The organism is Sphingomonas sp., assembly GCF_965200105.1.
In the GTDB taxonomy this organism is placed as follows: domain Bacteria; phylum Pseudomonadota; class Alphaproteobacteria; order Sphingomonadales; family Sphingomonadaceae; genus Solisphingomonas.
On record NZ_CBDATN010000002.1, the window covers coordinates 530,620 to 550,090 of the forward strand.

General features: G+C 65.1%; 16 protein-coding genes. 9 read left to right on the forward strand and 7 right to left on the reverse strand.

Annotated features, from left to right (window positions below; all coding sequences use genetic code 11):
• The first annotated feature begins 1 nt into the window (after position 1).
• Positions 2–1,204 (forward strand): acetyl-CoA acetyltransferase, encoded by a 1,203-nt coding sequence (locus ACOFKX_RS03835; RefSeq protein ID WP_419825758.1) that lies wholly within the window; start codon positions 2–4, stop codon positions 1,202–1,204.
• Between the two features lie 25 nt (positions 1,205–1,229).
• A complete protein-coding gene (locus ACOFKX_RS03840) occupies positions 1,230–2,402 on the forward strand; it encodes an acyl-CoA dehydrogenase family protein (RefSeq protein ID WP_419825759.1) in 1,173 nt (390 codons plus the stop codon).
• Between the two features lie 43 nt (positions 2,403–2,445).
• Here ACOFKX_RS03840 and ACOFKX_RS03845 read toward each other — a convergent pair whose 3' ends face one another.
• From ACOFKX_RS03845 to ACOFKX_RS03875, 7 genes are all read right to left on the reverse strand, one after another.
• Positions 2,446–3,708 (reverse strand): cytochrome P450, encoded by a 1,263-nt coding sequence (locus tag ACOFKX_RS03845; RefSeq protein WP_419825760.1) that lies wholly within the window; start codon positions 3,706–3,708, stop codon positions 2,446–2,448.
• Positions 3,705–5,186 carry an aldehyde dehydrogenase gene (locus ACOFKX_RS03850; RefSeq protein ID WP_419825761.1) on the reverse strand — a complete coding sequence of 494 codons (1,482 nt, stop codon included), beginning with the start codon at positions 5,184–5,186 and terminating at the stop codon, positions 3,705–3,707. The genes ACOFKX_RS03845 and ACOFKX_RS03850 overlap by 4 nt, the downstream gene beginning before the upstream one ends.
• Positions 5,187–5,211: 25 nt before the next feature.
• Complete coding sequence (locus ACOFKX_RS03855) at positions 5,212–6,738, reverse strand: class I adenylate-forming enzyme family protein (RefSeq protein ID WP_419825762.1); 1,527 nt, start codon at positions 6,736–6,738, stop codon at positions 5,212–5,214.
• Between the two features lie 9 nt (positions 6,739–6,747).
• The gene (locus ACOFKX_RS03860) at positions 6,748–7,020 is read right to left on the reverse strand and encodes a hypothetical protein (RefSeq protein WP_419825763.1); all 273 of its coding nucleotides are present in this window, start codon (positions 7,018–7,020) and stop codon (positions 6,748–6,750) included.
• Between the two features lie 79 nt (positions 7,021–7,099).
• Complete coding sequence (locus ACOFKX_RS03865; protein WP_419825764.1) at positions 7,100–9,529, reverse strand: CaiB/BaiF CoA transferase family protein; 2,430 nt, start codon at positions 9,527–9,529, stop codon at positions 7,100–7,102.
• Positions 9,530–9,555: 26 nt separating this feature from the next.
• Positions 9,556–10,734, reverse strand: coding sequence for a lipid-transfer protein (locus tag ACOFKX_RS03870; RefSeq protein WP_419825765.1), 1,179 nt, complete (start codon positions 10,732–10,734; stop codon positions 9,556–9,558).
• Positions 10,731–11,186: a Zn-ribbon domain-containing OB-fold protein gene (locus ACOFKX_RS03875; RefSeq protein ID WP_419825766.1), complete on the reverse strand. Its 456-nt coding sequence runs from the start codon at positions 11,184–11,186 to the stop codon at positions 10,731–10,733. The genes ACOFKX_RS03870 and ACOFKX_RS03875 overlap by 4 nt, the downstream gene beginning before the upstream one ends.
• A 762-nt stretch (positions 11,187–11,948) precedes the next feature.
• Here ACOFKX_RS03875 and ACOFKX_RS03880 point away from each other — a divergent pair.
• The 7 genes from ACOFKX_RS03880 (at position 11,949) to ACOFKX_RS03910 (ending at position 19,130) form a co-directional block, all read left to right on the forward strand.
• The gene (locus tag ACOFKX_RS03880; RefSeq protein WP_419825767.1) at positions 11,949–12,878 is read left to right on the forward strand and encodes a thiamine pyrophosphate-dependent dehydrogenase E1 component subunit alpha; all 930 of its coding nucleotides are present in this window, start codon (positions 11,949–11,951) and stop codon (positions 12,876–12,878) included.
• 36 nt (positions 12,879–12,914) lie between these two features.
• Positions 12,915–13,889, forward strand: a complete 975-nt coding sequence (locus tag ACOFKX_RS03885; RefSeq protein WP_419827337.1) for an alpha-ketoacid dehydrogenase subunit beta — start codon at positions 12,915–12,917, stop codon at positions 13,887–13,889.
• A 12-nt stretch (positions 13,890–13,901) separates the two neighbouring features.
• Positions 13,902–14,132: a biotin/lipoyl-containing protein gene (locus tag ACOFKX_RS03890; RefSeq protein ID WP_419825768.1), complete on the forward strand. Its 231-nt coding sequence runs from the start codon at positions 13,902–13,904 to the stop codon at positions 14,130–14,132.
• 594 nt (positions 14,133–14,726) lie between these two features.
• Positions 14,727–15,584, forward strand: coding sequence for a MaoC/PaaZ C-terminal domain-containing protein (locus ACOFKX_RS03895; protein WP_419825769.1), 858 nt, complete (start codon positions 14,727–14,729; stop codon positions 15,582–15,584).
• Entirely contained in the window at positions 15,581–16,849 is a 1,269-nt protein-coding gene (locus ACOFKX_RS03900) for an acetyl-CoA hydrolase/transferase family protein (RefSeq protein WP_419825770.1), read from the forward strand. The genes ACOFKX_RS03895 and ACOFKX_RS03900 overlap by 4 nt, the downstream gene beginning before the upstream one ends.
• Positions 16,850–16,992: 143 nt before the next feature.
• The gene (locus tag ACOFKX_RS03905; protein WP_419825771.1) at positions 16,993–18,144 is read left to right on the forward strand and encodes an acyl-CoA dehydrogenase family protein; all 1,152 of its coding nucleotides are present in this window, start codon (positions 16,993–16,995) and stop codon (positions 18,142–18,144) included.
• Complete coding sequence (locus tag ACOFKX_RS03910) at positions 18,144–19,130, forward strand: acyl-CoA dehydrogenase family protein (protein WP_419825772.1); 987 nt, start codon at positions 18,144–18,146, stop codon at positions 19,128–19,130. The genes ACOFKX_RS03905 and ACOFKX_RS03910 overlap by 1 nt, the downstream gene beginning before the upstream one ends.
• Positions 19,131–19,471 lie beyond the last annotated feature (341 nt).

Consider the following 19,471-nt stretch of genomic DNA (forward strand, 5'->3'; position numbering starts at 1 on the left):
CATGGCGACAGGCATCAAGGACAAGGTGGCGATCCTGGGGATGGGCTGCTCGAAGTTCGGCGAGCGCTGGGATTGCGGCAGCGAGGATCTGATGGTCGAGGCGTTCACCGAAGCGCTCGACGACGCCGGCATCGGCCGCGAGGATATCGACGCCGCCTGGTTCGGTTCGGCGATGGTGCGCGTAAACATCGCGAATTCCGCGCTGCCGGCCTCGACCGCCTTACGCCTCTCGGGCATTCCGTTCACCCGCGTCGAGAATATGTGCGCGACGGGCACTGAGGCGCTCCGCGGCGCGGTTTACGCCGTGGCGGCGGGCGCGGCTGACATCGCAATGGCGATCGGTGTCGAGAAGCTGAAGGATACCGGCTATGGCGGCCTTCCTTCGGGCAGCCGCGGCACATTGAACGACCTGCATATGCCTTTTACTTCCGCGCCCGCGGGTTTTGCCCAGCTCGCCAGCGGCTACAGCGCTCGTCATGGCATAAATCGTGACGATCTGAAGCGCGCGATGGCGCACGTGTCGTGGAAGAGCCATCGCAATGGCGTCAACAGTCCAAAGGCGCATCTTCGCAAAGAAGTCAGCATGGACGCGATCCTCGCTGCTCCGATAATAGCCGAACCGCTGGGTCTGTTCGACTGTTGCGGCGTGAGTGACGGCTCGGCGTGTGCGATCGTCACCACGCCCGAGATTGCCCGCTCGCTCGGCAAGACTGATCTCGTCACCATCAAGGCGCTTCAGCTTTCTCTGAGTTCGGGCCAGGAGCAGGGCATGGCGGACTGGGATGCGAGCCATGTTCGCAACACGCGCATTGCCGCGAAGAAAGCCTATGCCGAGGCGGACATCACCAATCCGCGCGAGCAGATAAGCCTCATGGAGGTGCATGACTGCTTCTCGGTCACCGAGCTGGTGACTATGGAGGATCTCGGCGTCTCACCCGACGGCCGCGCGGTGCACGACATCCTCGACGGCTTTTACGACGCCGATGGCGGCGTTCCCTGCCAGATCGACGGCGGTCTCAAGTGCTTCGGTCATCCGATCGGCGCCAGCGGACTGCGCATGGGCTATGAGATATATAACCAGCTCCTCGGCCGCGCTGGAGCCCGGCAGCTCCGCGACCCGGAAATTGGCGTCGCGCACAATTTGGGAGGATGGCCGATGAGCTGCGTCGCCGGCATCTCAGTCTATGGCAGGCTTGATCACTAGGAGCACCGCGGTGGCTGAGGGAGCGATGCCGGCGGAGCGTTTTGGCTTCGAGTTCGGCGAGGAGCATATGCTGTATCGGGACACTGTTCGGCGTTTCGCCGAGACGGTGCTCGAGCCTGGAAATCCTCTCTGGGAGAAGGAAGGCCGCGTGCCGCGCGAAGTCTGGCGGCAGGCTGGTGAGTTGGGGCTGCTGTGCCCCAGCGTTGATGCCGCCTATGGCGGCGCTGGCGCCGACTTCCTATGCGACGTCGTGCTCGTGGAGGAACTCTCGCGCGCCGGGCTGCACGGTCCGCTCGCGGGTTTCATGGTGCACTCCAACATCGTCGCACCCTATTTGGTCAGCTTCGGCACCGAAGAGCAGAAGTTGGAATGGCTGCCGCAGATGACGTCGGGCGCCGTGGTGGCGGCGCTGGCGCTGACCGAGCCGGCTGCGGGCAGCGATCTGCGCGGCATGACGACGCGGGCGCGGCGCGACGGCGATCACTTCGTCCTGTCGGGCCAGAAGACGTTCATCTCCAACGGGCAGAATGCCGACCTGATCGTAGTCGCGGCGAAGTTGGACGGAACGCCGAACGACTCGGTATCGCTCTTTCTGGTGCCGGCTAACCTGCCCGGTTTCGCGCGAGGCAAGAATATCGACAAGATCGGCCTGAAGTCTCAGGATACGTCCGAACTCTTCTTCGACGACGTCCGCATCCCAGTCACGAACCTGATCGGGGAGGAGGGGCGAGGTATGCGCTACCTGTCTGCGAAGCTCGCGACCGAGCGCCTCCTCCAGTCGATCCGCAGCGCCGCGGCGGCAGAAGCCGTGATCGACTGGACCGTGGCCTACACGTCCGAACGCAAGGCGTTCGGCAAGACAATCGCTGAGTTCCAGAATACCCAATTCAAGCTCGCCGATCTGCTCTCAAAGACGAGGGTGATGCGCAGCTTCATTGATTTGTGCATCGTCCGCCATCTCGCCGGCAAACTGACCAGCGTTGACGCGGCGGTTGCGAAGTTGCGCGCCACGGAACTCCACTGCGAGGCGACGGACGAGTGCCTCCAGCTCCATGGTGGCTGGGGCTATGTTTGGGAAACGCCGATCGCTCGCGCCTTCGCCGATGGCCGCATTGCGAAGATTGCCGCTGGCTCGGTCGAGGTGATGAAGGTGATTATCGCGCGCGCCATGTTCGAGACGGGCAAGCCCGAGCGCTAGTTCGATCGGCTGGGCCGGCCTGAGGCCGCCCCAGCCGATCGGATCAGCCGACCACGTCTACGGTCGCGCGCACTGTCTCGTTGGCGCCATCCACTGGCCAGGTCAGTGGCAGATCGCGCAGAGCCATTACGGGACCCATCCGGAAGACCGCGCGATGGTCCGGGGCGATGCGGAATGAGGGAATCGCCTTCACCCACTCTTCGGCCAGGATCTTGAGCTCGAGCCGCGCGAGATGATGGCCCGCGCATAGGTGGACGCCCATGCCGAAGAGCATGTTGGTGTGGTTCTTGCGATCGAGGTCGAAAACTTGCGGATCGGCATGGATGCGGTCGTCCATTCCTACCAGCGGCAGCATGACCACGACAATATCGTCCGGCTGCATCGTCACGCCGTCCAGCGTCACCTCCTTGGCCACCAGCCGCGGCGTATTGACGACGCCGGCGGTACGCAGCCCCTCCTTGATGAAGTCGTCGATCAGCGACGGATCGGCCGCGAGACGCGCCTGCGTCTCCGGTGACATGGCGAGAGAGCGAAACAGGAAGCTCGCCGCGTTGGCGACCGTGTCCAGCCCCGCAGCGAACAGGAAGAAGCACATCGAGAGGACCTCTTCCGCGGTAAGCTTGCGCCCTTCCACTTCGTCCTCGAGGAACTTGGACATGAGGTCGTCCGTGGGATGCTCCCGGCGTTCCGCGATCATCTGGCTCAGTTCGCCCAGAATGGTCTGCAGGAGCGCCGATCGGCTCTCATCGTCGGGTCCTGAAAACAGCGTGTCGACGAGCGCGCGGAACTCCCTGTAGCGCTCGGTCGGCCAGCCCATCATCTCCATGAAGATGGTGACCGGCAGCGGGATCGCGATCTTGTCGACGAAGTCGCATCCGCCATCGTCCTTGACGGCATCGATCAGATCGCGCGCGCGATTGCGGATCTTGTCGGTCATGGAGTTGATCGGCCGCGGAGAGAAGTACTGCATGAGCACACGCCGGTAGGCGGTATGCACGGGCGGATCGAGGTTGATCGGGATCGCGACATAGTGCTCGGTCGTGCGCGGCAACTCCGTCCGCGAGGTCGAGAAATGAGCCGGATCCCTCAACACTTCGGCGATCAGGTCCGAGCGGGTGACCACCCAGTGGCCGCCGTTGCACGGCGTCCAGAACACGTCAGGCGCTTCCTTCAACAAAAGGCGCAAACTGTCGTGCAGGTCCTCCGCCACCCGGAGCTCGCCTTGTCGATCGTACAGATCGAACTGGAAGACGCGGTCAGCCGGAACATAATCCGGCACCAGCGACGTCGGCATTTGGACGTTCATACGTCACTCCTCGAAAGTTCCGCATCTAACAGGATGGTCTTTGACTCGAGATAGGCGTGAAGGCCCTGTTCGCCGCCCTCTCGGCCGATCCCCGACTGCTTGAAGCCGCCGAAACCGAGCGCGAAATCGGTATGATACCCGTTATGTCCCACCGTGCCGGCGCGCAGCCGTCGCGCGACCGCGTAGGCGCGCTCGACGTCGTTGGTAAACACCGCCGAGTTGAGTCCGAAGCGCGTGTCGTTCGCGATCTCGATCGCCTGCTCCTCATCGTCGGCGATGAGCACGCTCATCACGGGACCGAATATCTCCTCACGAGCGATCGCGGAGCCATTGTCGACCTCGGTGAACAGCGTCGGCTCGATATAGTAGCCACGATCGAGCTCCGGAGGCCGGCGGCCGCCGGTGACGAGCCGCGCGCCCTGGTCGATGCCGGAGGCGATGAACTGCTCGACCCGGCTGCGCTGGCGCTGCATTGCAAGTGGGCCGAGTTCGGTAGTGGGATCGAACGGATCACCGACCTTAAGCGCGCGGAAGCGGTCGACTAGAGCGTCGATCAGCGCATCGTGACGCTGGCGGCTGACGATCACGCGGGTCAGCGCCGCGCAGGTCTGGCCGGACATCAGTGTGACTGCGTGCATCAGGCCCGCCGCCGCCGCCTGCGGATCATAATCGTCGAGGATGATGGCCGGAGACTTCCCGCCGAGTTCAAGCGTGGTGCGGGCGATCCGCTCGCCGCACAGCGAGGCGATTCGCATGCCCGCCGCGCTCGACCCGGTGAAACTGACCTTATCCACGTCGGGATGACGGACCAGCGCCTCGGACGCCTGACGGTCGGCGACGACAACGTTGAGAACGCCCGGCGGAAGCCCCGCCTCGCGTGCGATCTCCGCCATCAGATAGGCTTCTATAGGCGCTTCGGGCGAAGCCTTCAGAACTACCGTGCAACCGGCCAGCAGCGCCGGCGCTATCTTGATCGACAGCAGCACCAACGGCGAGTTCCAAGGAACGATCGCTCCGACCACGCCCACCGGCTCTCGCGTGACGAGCCCCATCGCAAGCCCCATCGTGGTCGGCCGCTCTTCCTCGAACGGAAAGGTCTCGGCCATCGCGGCATGGCCTCGAAACAGCTCGGCCATGCCGAACGAGACGCCATTGGCGACGCCGGTCAGCACGCCGATCTGGTTGGTCCACGCGTCGGCGAGTTCCGCCCCGCGCGCGTTCACACCGTCGGCGATTGCCTGGAGATAGGGAGCGCGTTCCCGAGGGGTCATGCGCGGCCACGGCCCATCATCGAAGGCACGACGAGCGGCCGCGACCGCCCGGTTTATATCGTCCTCTTGGGCCTCGGCAACGGTCGCGTACAGCGCTTCCGTCGCGGGATTGATTATCTCGATCTTCGCATCGGTCGATGGCTCGCACCAGACACCATCGATAAACATGCGGTCCAGAGGCGGCATCGTCATCGTCTCGGCACCCATCACGTCATCTCCGATTTGATCCGGCTTAGGCGGTTGGCAAGAACTGCGCCGCCATCTCAGCGATCATTTCCTCGCGCACCGTGCGGCGCACGAGCTTGCCCATCTCATTATAGGGAAGCGACTGCCTGAACTGGATGAGCGTCGGCACGCGCGACGAGCGCAGACGATCGCGGACCCAGGCGCGCAAATCGCCAGCCGACGCTGTTCCAGTGAGCTTCAGAACAATCGCCGCGCCAACCGCCTCACCCCATTCATCGTCCGGGATCGCCACAGCGGCAGCGTCGTCCACCGCCGGGTGCTCGGTCAGCGCGCGCTCGATCTCCCCGGGCGATATATTCTCGCCGCCGCGAACGATGACGTCGTCCAACCGGCCTTCGAGGTGAAGGTAGCCGCCATGGTCCAGATATCCATGGTCGCGCGTGTTGAACCAGCCGTCGGCGTCCAGCAGGCTGCCGCTGTCCCGGTATTCGCCGGCGATCTGATCGCCACGCAAATAGATCGCGCCGATCGTGCCAGCCGGGAGCACGCGTCCGTCATCGTCGCGTACCTCTACCTCGATGCCGGGGATGGGCTGGCCGACCGAGGTGATCCGTCGCGCGATATCGCTTTCCGCTGGCGCGGCGAGCGCAGCCCTGTGATCGTCGGGCGTCAGCACCGCGACGGTGGAACTCGTCTCGGTCAGACCATAGGCGTTGGTGAAGGCCGCGCCAGGGAACAATGCGACGGCGCGGCGGATCACCGCCTCCGGCATACGACCGCCACCGTAGGAAATTGCCCGGACGAGCGGCGGCGCCGCACCACCCTCCTCCAAGTCGGCGACGATCCGGGCCAGCATCGTTGGAACCAAGAATGCGTGGGTCACTACCTGCCTGCCACAGGCGTCCAGCCATTCCTGTGGTGAGAAGCCTTCCAATATCGTGATCTTGCGGCCGGCGAAGGTCGCGCTCAGCAGCGCCGCGACGCCAGCGATGTGATATGGGGGAACGGCGACCAAGCCAGCCTCGTCGGGCTCGGCACCCGCGAACTCCACCGAACCGGTAACATACGCTACCAAATTCTGATGGCGCAGGATCGCCGCCTTAGGAACTCCGGTCGTGCCGCTCGTGAACAGGAGCACTGCAGGCTCGCCGGGATCAGCCCAGCTGAGAGGCTCGTCGCAGGCTTGCGCCGCCGCCTCTTCCAGGAAGGCGGCGCGAGTCATGAGGGTTAGCCCTTCGCGCGGAGCGACGACCTCGATGAACGCGTCGTCGACCACGAGAAGCGCTGGCAGCAGCCGATCGATCAATGCGTTGATCGCGTCTGCGGTGAGCCGGAAGTTGAGCGGCGCGTAAGGCACGCCGGCGGCTGCGGCGCCGAACAGGCCGACGGGCTCGGCCAAGCTACCGGCGCCGAGCCGCGCGCAGTGGGAGGCGCCGGAGCGCTGGATCACCACCGCCGCGCCGCAGGCCCTGCGGCGGAGTTCAGCATAGCTGAGCTCCAGCCCGCCGGCGGCGACGGCGATCGCGTCCGGCCGATCGTCGCAGATCATGTCCAAGAGGGTCAGGATGCTCATCGCCGCGGTTCAATCTGATGAGGGAAGCTTCTTGGCGAGGCGGGGACCGAGCGGCTCGCCGTCGAGGGTGATCGTTCCCTCGCCACCTTTGACGCACAGGAGTTCGATCCGTTCTGCGGCATCGGTGTAGCGCTTGCCCGTCGCGATCCCCTCGGCTTGCGCGGGATCCAGCGTCGCGTCGGCCGCCGGGCTTTCGCCTTGCGCGAGCATCGGCGCGCCACCGCATCTCAGGTCGGCCTCGGCCAGGCTGCTCCGGATTATCATGACCTGCGCGCCGCTCACGGCGCTCGACAATTTGCTTCCAACCTTCAGGCTCGTCATCAGCTCCTGCCTCCGATCTTCATCTGTCTGGGATATTTGCCTAAGCGGCTTGGCTCGTCTCACCCGGCTCGAATGCGACGCGCTCGCCAAGCAGGCGCTCGACCTCTGCCGGCGCATAGCCCAGCTCCGTCAGCACCTCGCGGCTGTCATCTCCCGCGATCAGCGGCGGCCCCTGCACGGCGCCGGGCGTGTCCGAGAAGTTCACGCAGACCCCTGGCTGATCGATCCAGCCGACGAACCTGTGCTGCGTGCGGGCAACCCAGCCGCGGCGTTGCATATCGGGATCATCGTGCATCACCAGCGGATACTCGGGATCGGATATCTCGCACGGTACGCCGGCGGCGTCGAGCGCCGCGAACCAAGCCTTCGCATCGCGCTCGCGGAAGCGTTCGGTGAGAAGCGCGATGAGCTCGGAGTCGTTTTCCAGCCGTTGCTCGCGGGTGGCGAAGCGTGAACCTCCTCCGGTGTCGTCGAGCCCCATCACCTCCGCCAGCGCGCGCCATTCCTTCTCCGAAGGCACCGCCAGGCAGAGCCAGCCGTCCTGGGTTTCGTAGAGCCGATAGAGTGCCGAGAAGCCGAGCTGCTCGCGATCGAGGCGAGGCCGCTCGGGGCTGCTGTCGCCGTTCGGAAAGGCGAAGTTGGCGGATGTATTGAGCAAGGCCGCGTAGATGATCGACGTATCGAGTTCCTGCCCCTCGCCCGTCCGATCGCGATGGATCAGCGCCTGTACCATCGCGATCGCCGACAGGAAGCCGTTGCCGGTATCGCCGAACGAGGTCAGCGCCCAGATCGGCTTGCCGCCGCTGTGCATCGCACCGTCTTCATATTCGATGCCGCCAAGGCAGGCGCCGTTCTGGTCATTGCCTGGCAGCGGATCGCGCTCCCCCTTTTCGAAGCCACGCGTATGGCAGTATATAAGCTGCGGATTGAACGCCTTCAGGCTCTCGTAGTCGATGCCGAGCCGCGCCGCCGCCTCCCGGCGGATGTTGTGCTGGACGATGTCGCAACTCTCGACCAGCCGCCGGATGATGTCCCTGCTGGCCGGGTTCTTGAGATCGAGCGCGATGCTGCGCTTTCCCCGATTGGCACTAAAGGAGATATTGCACGAGTGCCAATAGCCGTCATACGGCGCGCTTACTTTGATCACGTCCGCGCCGAGATCAGACAGCAGCGCGGTGCCGTAGGGCCCGGCAACCGCCACACCGAAATCAAGCACGCGCACGCCCGCCAGAGGCCCCGTCCCTCCGCCATGACGCTGCACCGACGTCGAGGGCGCCGCGAAGAACGGCGTCTCCGCAGGCTCGGGCACCTTACCGGTAATAGGCGCAGGGCAGGCAGACAGCGTATAGACCGTGCCGACCTGACGGATCGGCCCGAGCTCCGGGTCTTCCAGCTCGATCACGCACCCGTCCTTCAGGAGCAGCGGATCGGTCAGTGCCTCCTCCACCGGCCGCGGCCGCTGGAGCGAGACCTTGGCGGCCGCGGACGTTTCCAGCCAGTAGTCCGAACTGAACCGCGCGAAGCGCTGGGCCATGTCCTCCTGGTAGTGCATCATCACCAGCAGCTCTTCGACACCCATGCCGAAACGGTCGGGATCCTCGTGCACGGTCAGCCGCTCGGCGCCCTCGGCCGCTTCGGACGCACCGATCACAAAACGAGGATTGGGTACCCAGTGGTGGATCCACCGGCCGTCGGCGCAACGGAAGTGGCCCTTGGGGCCGCGCTGGCTGAACACCCAGGAGGCCAGCCCCGGAGCATCAGGATCCTCGAAACGCTGCCAAACCCCCCAGCCGGCGGCGATCGCGCCTTGGAGCAGCGAGGTTTCGACGTGCTGACCCCTGCCGCTGAGCCCGCGCGCGCGCAGTGCTGCGTTGGTCCCGAGAGTGGCGGCGAAGAATGCACCGAGGCTCGGCCACGACGAGGCGGAGAAGATCGGTCCTTCGCGATCCGGCCCCTGGAGCCAATCCTGCGGCACTTCCAGGTCGGGCGCGAAGCCCTCCTGCCGCGACATGTGATACTCTGTGCCTTCAGGCCAGCCCCGCTGCTCCCATTGAAGCCCCGTGCGAGCCGCGACCAGCGCGTCGTACGCCGGGCGCAGCGAGTCCGGCCGGTCCCGGCCGTAGCCGGTGATCGAGGTGTAGACGAGCCCCGGATTGCGCGCCGACAATGTCGCATAATCGATACCCAAGCGTTCGGTTACGCCTGGAGTGAAGCTCTCGATCACGACGTCGGCAGCGTCCGCCAGCTCCAGAAAGCGCTGGTGATCACGCTCCTGCTTCAGGTCGAGCGTAAGCGCAGCCTTGCCGCGCTGCCAAACGCGATAGCCGTTCTGCCCCGCCAGAGGATCGCCGTCCGGCGGCAGGATACGCGTTACACGCGCGCCATGGTCCGCCAGCAACATGGTTGTCATCGGACCAGCAATGCCGCGCGTGAGATCCAGAACTTCCAAGCCGCTCAAAACGCCCGTCATCGCCTGTCTCTCTCCATTCTTCGACTTCACTCAACGCCGAGAATCATGCCGCTCGTCGGTATGCCCGTGCCCGCGGTGACGATCACGTTGGCGGCATCCTTGACTTGGTTGACCGCTTCGCCGCGAACCTGCCGCACCCCCTCGGCGACGGTGTTGAAGCCGTGGATGTAAGCTTCTCCGAGCAGACCGCCATTCGGATTAAGCGGCCAGCGCCCATCAAGGTTCAGCGCGCCGCTCGCCAGAAGCATCGCAGCTTCGCCATAACCGCAGAACCCCAGCTCCTCAAGCTGGATGAGCACGTAAGGCGTGAAGTGGTCATAAAGCATGAGCACGTCGATATCGTCGTGGGTCAACCCCGATTGCGCCCAGAGCTGGCGCGCGACGATGCCGATCTCGGGCATGCGGGTAAGATATTCGCGCGAGTAGCTGACCATCAAACCCTGCTGAGGCCCGAGCCCCTGCGCCGCCGCCTTGATTACGGCCGTCCGACCGCCCCGCTTGCGCGCCCGCTCGACGCTGGTGACGACCAAGGCGACCCCGCCGTCGCTCTCTTGGCAGCAGTCGAGCAGGTGAAGCGGCTCGACAATCCACGGTGAGGCCTGATGATCGGCAAGCGTGATCGGCCGATCGTGGAACCAGGCTTTTGGATTGGTCGCAGCGTTGGCCCGGTCGATCACCGAAACGCGGCCAAAGTCCTCGCTGGTGACGCCATGCTCGTAGCAGTAGCGTTGCGCCACCATCGCCACCAGCGCGGCGGGCGTGAGCAGTCCGTGCGGCGCTCCCCAACTCCAACTTACCTCCTTGCTGGAAGGATGGGGGCCGGGCGGCGGCAGCGTCTGTCCGGTTCCAAACCGTTGGCCAGATCGCTCGTTGAACGCTCGGTAGCAGACCACAGTCTCGGCCACCCCCGACGCCACCGCGAGGGCAGCATGCATGACCACCGCGCACGCCCCACCGCCACCGAACGGCGTAACGCTGAAGAACCGCACATCCTTGAGGCCCAGCGCGTGCGCCACCTCGATCTGCGTGTTGGTCTCAAGGTCGAAGGTGACCAGCCCGTCGACTTCGTCGAGTTCCAGCCCGGCATCGGCCACCGCCGCCATGATGGCCTCGATCACCAGCTGCAGTTCGGAAACACCCGAGTTCTTGCTGAACGCCGTCGCCCCAACGCCTGCGATGGCGGTGCGGCCTACGAAATTCGTCATGCCGTCGCTCCATCGAGCCGCCAGCGCACCAGCAGCATGTTATCGCCCTCGTCCGCCATAATCGCTGCGGTGACCGGCGCACCGATCTTCAAAGCGGCATCGGTGGAGTTGCCGACCAGGTCGCCGATCATCCGCACGCCCTCCTCCAGCTCAACCAGAACGATCACGAAGGGGATCGAAAATCCCGGCAGCGGAGGTGCGTGGTGCACCGCGAACGTGTAGATGCTGCCACGGCCTGACGCCTCCACCGTGTCCCACTCGAACGAACGACAGTGCGAGCAGATCGGCTGCGGCGGATGGCGCAGCCGCCCGCAGCCACCGCAGCGCTGGATGAGAATCAGACCACGCGTCAGCCCTTCCGCGAAGAACTGGCTGTCGCGGTCAACCGCTCGCCTGGGGCGCCTCGCCACCGTCGACACCGGCTCAAGCCCCGCAATGACGTGCGACACCATGGATGCCGCTATTGCCGACGGTGAGACCGGCATGCCCGCCGAGCGTCGCAGAAATCATCCTCACACCCCTCCGCACCATCAATCCGACTCAGTAGGATGTTCGTATCATAATCCGATCGCTGCCGCATACTCCCCGGTGAAACGACGAGACGGTTTGTAGGAAGGTTCTTATAAGATCACTTGTCGGAGAGTTCCCGTAAATGCCTCGAAGCGGCCTTTGCGCCATATGCGGCAGCCAGCCGATGACAGCCCAGCCGATGACAGCCCAAACGCGTGGCAAATGCCGAAGGCTTGGGAAATGACGCAACGAGAAGCAGAAACCGCATCGGCACCTTAGCACCGACGGATTTGTCGCTCGTTTGCGACGTATGACGAACTCCGGACGAACCCACTCGCGAGTTCACCGGGTCGAACTCCAGCCCAGTGGTCCGGATGCAAGCCTTGGCGCGGGAAGACACTCCGCCTGCGGCTCGCTCCACGACGTTCGCCGGCTTCGGATTGCGCCGAATACGCGCTCTCGTAAATGCAAGCCGCTTCAAGGTCGGCGACCACCTTTCGGTGAGCCGCGCCAGCTTCGCGCTGGCGCGCAAAGGCACCTGCGACTGCGCGATTCGCAAAGTTGACGAGACTGGTAGGCTTGCATACTACAGCGTATGAGGTAGTGGCCGGCCGCAGCCATTCCGTCGGGCATGAGAGGTCTGAGAATCGTAAATGGGCAAGGTTCAGCCAGATGCCTCGACCATGGTCGACATGTATCGCAAGATGACGGTTATCAAGCGGAACGACGACCGCTTCATTGCGGAGCTTAGGGCCGGGCGCCTCTCGATGCCCTACTATTCTGCGCGCGGGCAGGAGTGCATTCCGGCGGCGGTGAGCGTGAACCTCAACCACGACGACTATGTCGTTACAATCTATCGCGGCGTTCACGATCTTCTCGGCAAGGGCGTGCCGCCCAAGCTGCTATGGGCCGAGATCGCGGGCAAGGCGACCGGCACCTGCAAGGGCAAAGGCGGCCCGATGCACATCACGCATCCCGCCAGCGGCTGCATGGTCACCACGGGCGTGGTCGGCGCGAGCATGCCGATCGCGTGCGGATTGGGCTTGGCAAGCCAGATACGTGGCGACGGGCGCGTGACGATCGCTAATTTCGGCGACGGCGCGTCGAATATCGGTGCGTTCCATGAATCGCTGAACCTCGCCGCGGTTTGGCAGCTCCCCGTGATCTTCGTCTGCCAGAACAATCTCTATGCAGAACACACGCCGCTAAGGACCGGAACAGCGATCGAGCGCATCGCGGACCGCGCCGCCAGCTACAGCATACCGGGGGTACGCGTCGACGGCAACGATCCGGTCGCGGTCCACGGGGCGGTGCGTGAGGCGATCGCGCGAGCACGTGCCGGCGACGGCCCGACGCTTATCGAGGCGGTGACGTTCCGCTTCAACGGGCACGTGATCGGCGACTCGGGCGACTACATACCCAAGGAGGAGTTTGCCCGCGCCAAGGCGGAGGATCCCTATCCTCGCTTCCGCGCCCTCCTGATCGAGCAGGGCCACGCCGATGCGGCGACGCTGGACGCGATGGACGCCGAGATCGCGGCGGAAGTGGAGGAGGCGGTGCTTTTCGCGCGCGAGAGCCCGTTCCCGGAGGTCGTCGAGCTCGAGCGCGACGTCTATGGCGAAGCTAGGGCCTGAGGAGGCAACGTGAAAACCCCCCAGCCTAAAGGTAATATGGTCACCACCATCCAAGCGCTGAACTGGGCGCTGCACGATGCGATGGAGGCCGATCCGAACGTCATCGTGTTCGGCGAGGATGTCGCCGATCCCGAAGGCGGCGGCGTCATCCATATCAGCGCGGGCCTCTCGTCCAAATACGGCAATCGATGCCGGTCGACGCCTATCTCGGAGATGGGCTTCGTCGGCGCCGGCGTTGGTGCCGCGATCGCCGGCATGCGGCCGGTGGTCGAGATCATGCTGATGAACTTCACCGCCGTCTGCATGGATCAGATTACCAACCATGCGGCGAAGATCCGCTTCATGTCGGGCGGCCAGACCAGCGTTCCCCTGGTGATCCGGATGATGACGGGCGCCGGAATGTCGAACGGCGGGCAACATTCGGATTTCCTGGAAGCGTGGTTCTGCCACACGCCGGGGATCAAGGTGGTCGCGCCGTCCACACCGGCCGACGCTTACGGCCTGATGCTGTCGAGCATCCGCGACGACGATCCGGTGATTTTCATCGAACTCCTGCCCAATCACTGGACCCCGGGCGAGGCGCCGGTACGCGGCCAGGCTATCCCGCTGGGCAAAGCACGGGTGGCGCGCGAGGGTAGCGATGTCTCGCTTATCGGCTACAGCCGCTCGGCGATCGACTTCCTGGTAGTGGCCGAGCGGCTGGCGAGCCAAGGCGTGAACTGCGAGGTGATCGATCTGCGCACGGTATCGCCGATCGACTGGGACACGGTCTACGCGTCGGTCGCAAAGACCGGCCGCGCGGTTGTCGCGCACGAGGCGGTGCGCTCCTTCGGCGTCGGCGCCGAAATCTCGTCGCGACTGCACGAGAGGCTCTGGCGGGAACTGAAGGCGCCGGTGCAGCGGATTGGCTCGAAGGACTGCCCGGTCCCCTATTCGAAACCGCTTGAGATGGGCTATCTGTACAGCCAAGCCGATCTCGAGCAGGCGATCCGCACCGTCTTGGCCAATTGATCGGAGATTGAGATGAGCACCGAGGTGATCTTGCCGAAGCTCGGCTTCTCCATGACCGAGGGCACCATCGCCGAATGGTTGGTCGCCGATGGCGAGCCTGTCGAGGCGGGAGCTCCGTTGTACTTGCTTGAGAGCGACAAGTCGTCAACCGAGGTCGAGAGCCCGGCCTCGGGCACGCTCACCATCCACAAGGCGGCTGGCGAGACTTTCGAGATTGGAACGGTAATCGGCGAGATCGTCTGAGATTCCCGCTCGCCTGAGCCGCCTGGGCGGCTCCGCTATGAACGAGAGATCACCGCCGGATGTCCGACGACGGCCTGCCTTGTACCCGACACGGGATGAAGTCGCTCAAGGTCCGCAACCGGATGGTGGTGTCGCCGATAGGCCGGTCCTCCGCCCCTAGCGGCGTGCCAGTCGACGTGGCAAATCTCTACGACGGCGGTCGCGCCAAAGGAGGCGTGGACTTGAGCATCGGGCATCGCGCCACCGTCGGCCAGCAACGATCCCCATGCGCCGGACTGTCATGGCTCCCGTGCTTGCGTGAGGTGCCGGATACCGCGCAGGCCACCAGCGCTGCGATGGCGCCCCAGCTTTGGCATGTCGGCTGGATTATCTGTAGACGCCATCTCGATCTGCCCCAAACCGCTGGTTTCGGCAACTTGATCGGTCGATTGGATCGTGTCGACGTCGATCCGGTAGCGGTCGGCCGCGCGATGATCGCCACGCGGACAGGGCCGACCAGATGCCCGAAGGGCGCCTGGACCAACTTAACGGTTTCTCACCAGCCATGCTCGCGACGCTCGTATGGGATCGCGGGCCGGACAGCCGGAGACCTTCATGAACGTCGAGTTGCTCGTCGAGCACGCTTTTCCGGTACAACGGCAGAACTATTCCATAAAGGACAGCATCCTCTACGCGCTCAGCGTTGGCTGCTCAACCGACCCTTTGCGAGCCGAGGACCTGCGCTACACCTACGAGCGCGACCTCAAGACGCTGCCCACCCAGGCCTGCGTCCTCGGACATCCAGGCTTCTGGTATCAAGACCCAAAGTTCGGGATTGACTGGGTCCGCATCCTGCACGGCGGCCAATCGATCGAGATGCTCCAGCCACTGCCGCCGGAAGGCGAGATACGCGCGGAGTATCGCGTGACCGGCGTCGACGACAAGGGTCCTGAACGGGGTGCGATCCTCTTCCTCGAGAAGACCTTGTTCAATGAACGGACCGGCGACGTAATCAGTCGGATCGGCTCGACGACGGTGATGCGCGGTGACGGCGGTTGCGGCAGCTTCGGCCGGAAGCCGGCGCCAGCGGCGCCGATGCCCGAAGGCGAGCCTGGCTACATGACCGCATTGACGACCCTGCCCCAGGGAGCCCTGCTGTATCGCCTCAACGGCGACTCCAATCCCATTCACGCTGACCCGGCCGTCGCCGCCGCCGCCGGATTCGATAAGCCGATCCTGCATGGGCTGTGCAGCATGGGCGTGGCTGCCAAGGGACTTGTCGATCTGTTCTGCTACGGCGACGCCGACCGGTTGACCAGCATGGCCGTCCGTTTCACCAGCCCGGTCTTTCCGGGCGAGACGCTGCGCGTCGAGGCGTGGCGCGAAGAAGATCGCATCCCGTTTCGTCTGCGTGCCGTCGAGCGCGACGTGCTCGTCCTGAACGCTTGCGAGGCGAAAGTCCGCGATCGGTGAAGCGACTTGCCGGGCCCGAGGCTATCATCGAGCTGATCCAGCCGCGTAGCCGTCTCGTCCTTCACTCAGGGTGCGGCGAGCCTCTCCCCTTTACCGCCACCCTGGCCGATCACATCGATGCGCTGGACGGCGTCTCGCTGACGACGATGATGCCAATGGGGCAAGCGCGCTACGCTCTCGCAAACAGGCGCGCACAGCTCGACGTGCGCACCTTCTTCCCTGGCAAGGCGCTGCGGTCGGCGCTGAACCGCAACGGCGCGACGTTGGTCCGGGAGCGGCTGTCGCGCCTGCCCGACCTGTTCGAATCGGGCGCGGCGGGGGTCGACATGCTGCTCCTGCAAGTGTCCGAGCCCGACTCCAGTGGCCGCATGTCGCTCGGCCTGTCCGTCGATTATATGCCGGCGGTGCTGGCGCGCCGTCCACTGGTGGTAGCCCTGATCAATTCGGCTTATCCGCGCACGCAGGGCGACTGCTTCGTCACGTCCGATCAGATCGACTATCATGTCGATGGATCGGCGCCCGTGCAGACGGTTGAGCCGACCGCGTCGGGCGATCCTATCGATCACCGCATTGCCGATCACGTCGCCGGTCTGATCGAGGACGGCGACGTGCTCCAGATCGGGATCGGTTCGCTGCCCGACCTGGTGCTCGCACGGCTTGGCCATCGTCGTGACCTTGGTCTGCACAGCGGCATCGTGACCGATGCGGTCATGCCGCTCATCGACAGCGGCGTCATCACCAACGCAGGCAAGACTTCGTTCCGCGGTCTGTCGGTCGCCACCATGGCCGCCGGCTCAGCCGAGTTCTACGCCGCGCTGCACGACGATCGACGCTTCTCCTTTCAATCCTGCGCGCTCACCCACGATCCTGTCCGTCTCGCCGGCATCGAGCGGCTGACCGCGATCAACGGAGCGCTCGAGGTCGACCTGACGGGCGCCGTCAACGCCGAACATGTCGACGGCCGGATCATCTCGGCACCCGGAGGCCTGCCGGATTTCGCCGCAGGCGCTACCGTAGCGCCTGACGGCCGCAGCATCGTAGCCGTCCGCTCGACATCGAAGGACGGTAGCACAAGCCGGATCCTCGCTCGCCTCGATTTCGATTCGCCGGTGACCCTGCCGCCGGGCCGGATCGACTATCTCGTCACCGAACACGGGGTCGCACGGCTGCGTGGGCTGGACGGTCGGCGCCTCTCCGCCGCGATCACGGATGTTGCCCATCCCGACTTTCGCGGCGCGCTACGCCGCCGATCCGAGAAACCCTGAAGCGGCGAACGGCGGCTGGGATGGACCCGCAGCGAAACCGCGGCTACGGAGTCATGATACCGAGAAGAATCTTTTGTGCTGCCGACGCGGCGAGCGCCAGTGCGCGCCGCTGGAGGCGTTTTCCCTGAGAGCAGGACCCGACGATGTTCGATACATTGGCGCTCACCGCAATTCCTGAACAGGACGAAGCGCTCCGCGCCCCGGTTCGCGCGCTTATCGAGGAAGCGCTGGCCGGCGTGCCCGCTAATGCGCGGGCACGCTCTTGGATCGGTTTCGACGCCGCTTTCAGCAAGTTGCTCGGCGAGGCGGGATGGATCGGGCTGACGCTTCCCGAGCTTTATGGCGGGCGCGGGCTCGGCGCGTTCGCACGGTTCGTGGTTACGGAGGAGCTGCTGGCGGCCGGCGCGCCGGTCGCAGCGCATTGGATCGCCGACCGACAGAGCGCCGCGCTCATCCTGCACTACGGCACCGAAGCGCAGCGGCTGGAGCATCTCCCCCGCATCTGCCGCGGCGAAAGTTTCTTCTGCATCGGGATGAGCGAACCCGGATCGGGCTCCGACCTCGCGAGCGTGGCCACGTCGGCGCGCCGAACGGACGAGGGTTGGCGGCTCAGCGGGCAGAAGATCTGGACCACCCAGGCGCACAACGACGACTACATGATCGCGCTGGTCCGCACGAGCGGCACGCCGAAGGATCGCCATGTCGGCCTGTCGCAGTTGCTCGTTGATCTCCGCGCGCCTGGCATCACCATCCGCCCGATCACCGACCTGAATGGCGAAGAGGACTTCGCGGAGGTGTTCTTCGATGACGTGCTGCTCCCGCCCGACGCGCTGATCGGGCAGGAAGGCGACGGCTGGCAGCAGGTGACGACGGAACTCGCGTTCGAGCGCAGCGGCCCCGAACGCATCTATTCCAGCATGGCGTTGCTCGAAGCGTGGCGCCGTCACCTGATCCGCAACGGCCATCGCGACGCGGCCCCGATGACGCTGCTGGGTTCGCTGACGGCGGAGCTTGCGACACTGCGTGCGCTGTCGATCGCGGTGACGTCGCTGCTTGAAAAGGGAGAGAGCCCGGCGATCGAGGCGTCGCTGGTCAAGGATCTGGGAACAAGCTTCGAACAGGCGGTGCCGCGGCTTATCGCCGACGACTTGGGCAGTCGCCCGGACGAGCCAATCGATCCAGAGCTGCGCCGCACCCTCACCTACCTCACGCAGATCGCGCCGAGTTTCTCGCTGCGTGGCGGGACGCGCGAGATACTCCGCGGCATCATCGCCCGCGAGCTGGGACTACGCTGATGGAAATCGATCTCTACCTCGATCCGTTCGTTCGCCTGCTTGAGGAGGTAGCGCCGATCGGGCAGCTGCGCGCCATCGAGAAGGGCGCATCTGGCGACGAACTGTGGCGGAAGATCGAGGAGTCCGGCTACATCGACGCCTTCGTTCCCGATGCGGAGGGCAACCCGATGCTGCCGGCAAGCGCGGCGCCGGCGCTCTTCGGCGCGCTTGGACGGCGGCTGGTGCCGCTGCCGGTCGCCGAGACGATGATCGCTCGCGCTCTCATCGCCAGCGCCGGCGGCGAGGTTCCAGCGGGGGCGATCGCATTGGCGATCGCGCATCCCGAGGCGGACGGCTGGCGGACCGGCTCGACCGAGGGGATCACGCACGCGGAGCACGCGCTCGTCGAACTTGAAGGAGGGCTGACCCTCGTAGCGATCAGCGGATCGCCGGAAGTCGCAATCGAGCCGACCGAAGGCGGCGCAGGTATCCTTCGCAGCACGACCGCGACGACTATGCCCTTTCGCTTCTCCGGGCCTCCTGCTGGGCTCCGGCCGATCATTGCCGCTATCCGTGCTGCGATGATCGCCGGCGCCGCGGACGAGGTCGGTCGCCTCACGATCAGCTATGCCGGCACGCGGGCGCAGTTCGGCAAGCCGATCGGCCGCTATCAGGCTGTTCAGCAGCAGCTCGCCGAGCTTGCCGAGCAGATCGTCATGGCACGGATGGCGGCGCAGATCGGCTTCGCGAGCGGATTGGTCCCGACGCTCGAAGCGACCGCCATCACCAAGCAAGTCGCGAGCGTTGCCGCCCATCGCGTCGCCGCCATCGCGCATGCGGTACATGGTGCGATCGGCATCACTGCGGAGTTCGACCTTCAGCTCTATACCCGCAGCCTGCATCGATGGCGCCTCAGCGAGGGTACGGAAAGTTACTGGGCCGGACGGTTGGGTGGCGCATGCCTGTCGAGCGGGCAGTCGGTACTCGACTTCATCCGCAGCGTTTAGGGCGGGAGGCAGGCCCGCATCGCGCTACCGACCATCCGCGAGGACTAAGGGCACCTGAACCTGTCCCGAGGGACGTGCTCCGGCTTTGTGACCCCGCACGCTCCTGTGTGGAAGCTGGCTCATAGCGCCCCCGTCCACTCGCGTACGGATGGTGAACCGTCAATGCCGGGGCCAAACGCGTAGACAGCCTTCCAGCCGATCGCAGCGGTGGCTTCGCGGCGCTCAGCCGGCCGCCGTGGCGATGCGCCCGTCTCCCGGAAGCAATCACCATCAAGATCGACTCGCCGACCGGAACACACGGAAGGTCGAGCTCAGAGCATGATCCGTTGTGAGTGCCGACG

Coding starts and splice junctions, on each gene's coding strand:
- ACOFKX_RS03835 (WP_419825758.1), top strand. CDS start 2: ATGGCGACAGGCATCAAGGACAAGGTGGCGATCCTGGGGATGGGCTGC.
- ACOFKX_RS03840 (WP_419825759.1), top strand. CDS start 1,230: ATGCCGGCGGAGCGTTTTGGCTTCGAGTTCGGCGAGGAGCATATGCTG.
- ACOFKX_RS03845 (WP_419825760.1), bottom strand. CDS start 3,708: ATGAACGTCCAAATGCCGACGTCGCTGGTGCCGGATTATGTTCCGGCT.
- ACOFKX_RS03850 (WP_419825761.1), bottom strand. CDS start 5,186: ATGGGTGCCGAGACGATGACGATGCCGCCTCTGGACCGCATGTTTATC.
- ACOFKX_RS03855 (WP_419825762.1), bottom strand. CDS start 6,738: ATGAGCATCCTGACCCTCTTGGACATGATCTGCGACGATCGGCCGGAC.
- ACOFKX_RS03865 (WP_419825764.1), bottom strand. CDS start 9,529: ATGACGGGCGTTTTGAGCGGCTTGGAAGTTCTGGATCTCACGCGCGGC.
- ACOFKX_RS03870 (WP_419825765.1), bottom strand. CDS start 10,734: ATGACGAATTTCGTAGGCCGCACCGCCATCGCAGGCGTTGGGGCGACG.
- ACOFKX_RS03875 (WP_419825766.1), bottom strand. CDS start 11,186: ATGGTGTCGCACGTCATTGCGGGGCTTGAGCCGGTGTCGACGGTGGCG.
- ACOFKX_RS03880 (WP_419825767.1), top strand. CDS start 11,949: ATGACGGTTATCAAGCGGAACGACGACCGCTTCATTGCGGAGCTTAGG.
- ACOFKX_RS03885 (WP_419827337.1), top strand. CDS start 12,915: ATGGTCACCACCATCCAAGCGCTGAACTGGGCGCTGCACGATGCGATG.
- ACOFKX_RS03890 (WP_419825768.1), top strand. CDS start 13,902: ATGAGCACCGAGGTGATCTTGCCGAAGCTCGGCTTCTCCATGACCGAG.
- ACOFKX_RS03895 (WP_419825769.1), top strand. CDS start 14,727: ATGAACGTCGAGTTGCTCGTCGAGCACGCTTTTCCGGTACAACGGCAG.
- ACOFKX_RS03905 (WP_419825771.1), top strand. CDS start 16,993: ATGTTCGATACATTGGCGCTCACCGCAATTCCTGAACAGGACGAAGCG.
- ACOFKX_RS03910 (WP_419825772.1), top strand. CDS start 18,144: ATGGAAATCGATCTCTACCTCGATCCGTTCGTTCGCCTGCTTGAGGAG.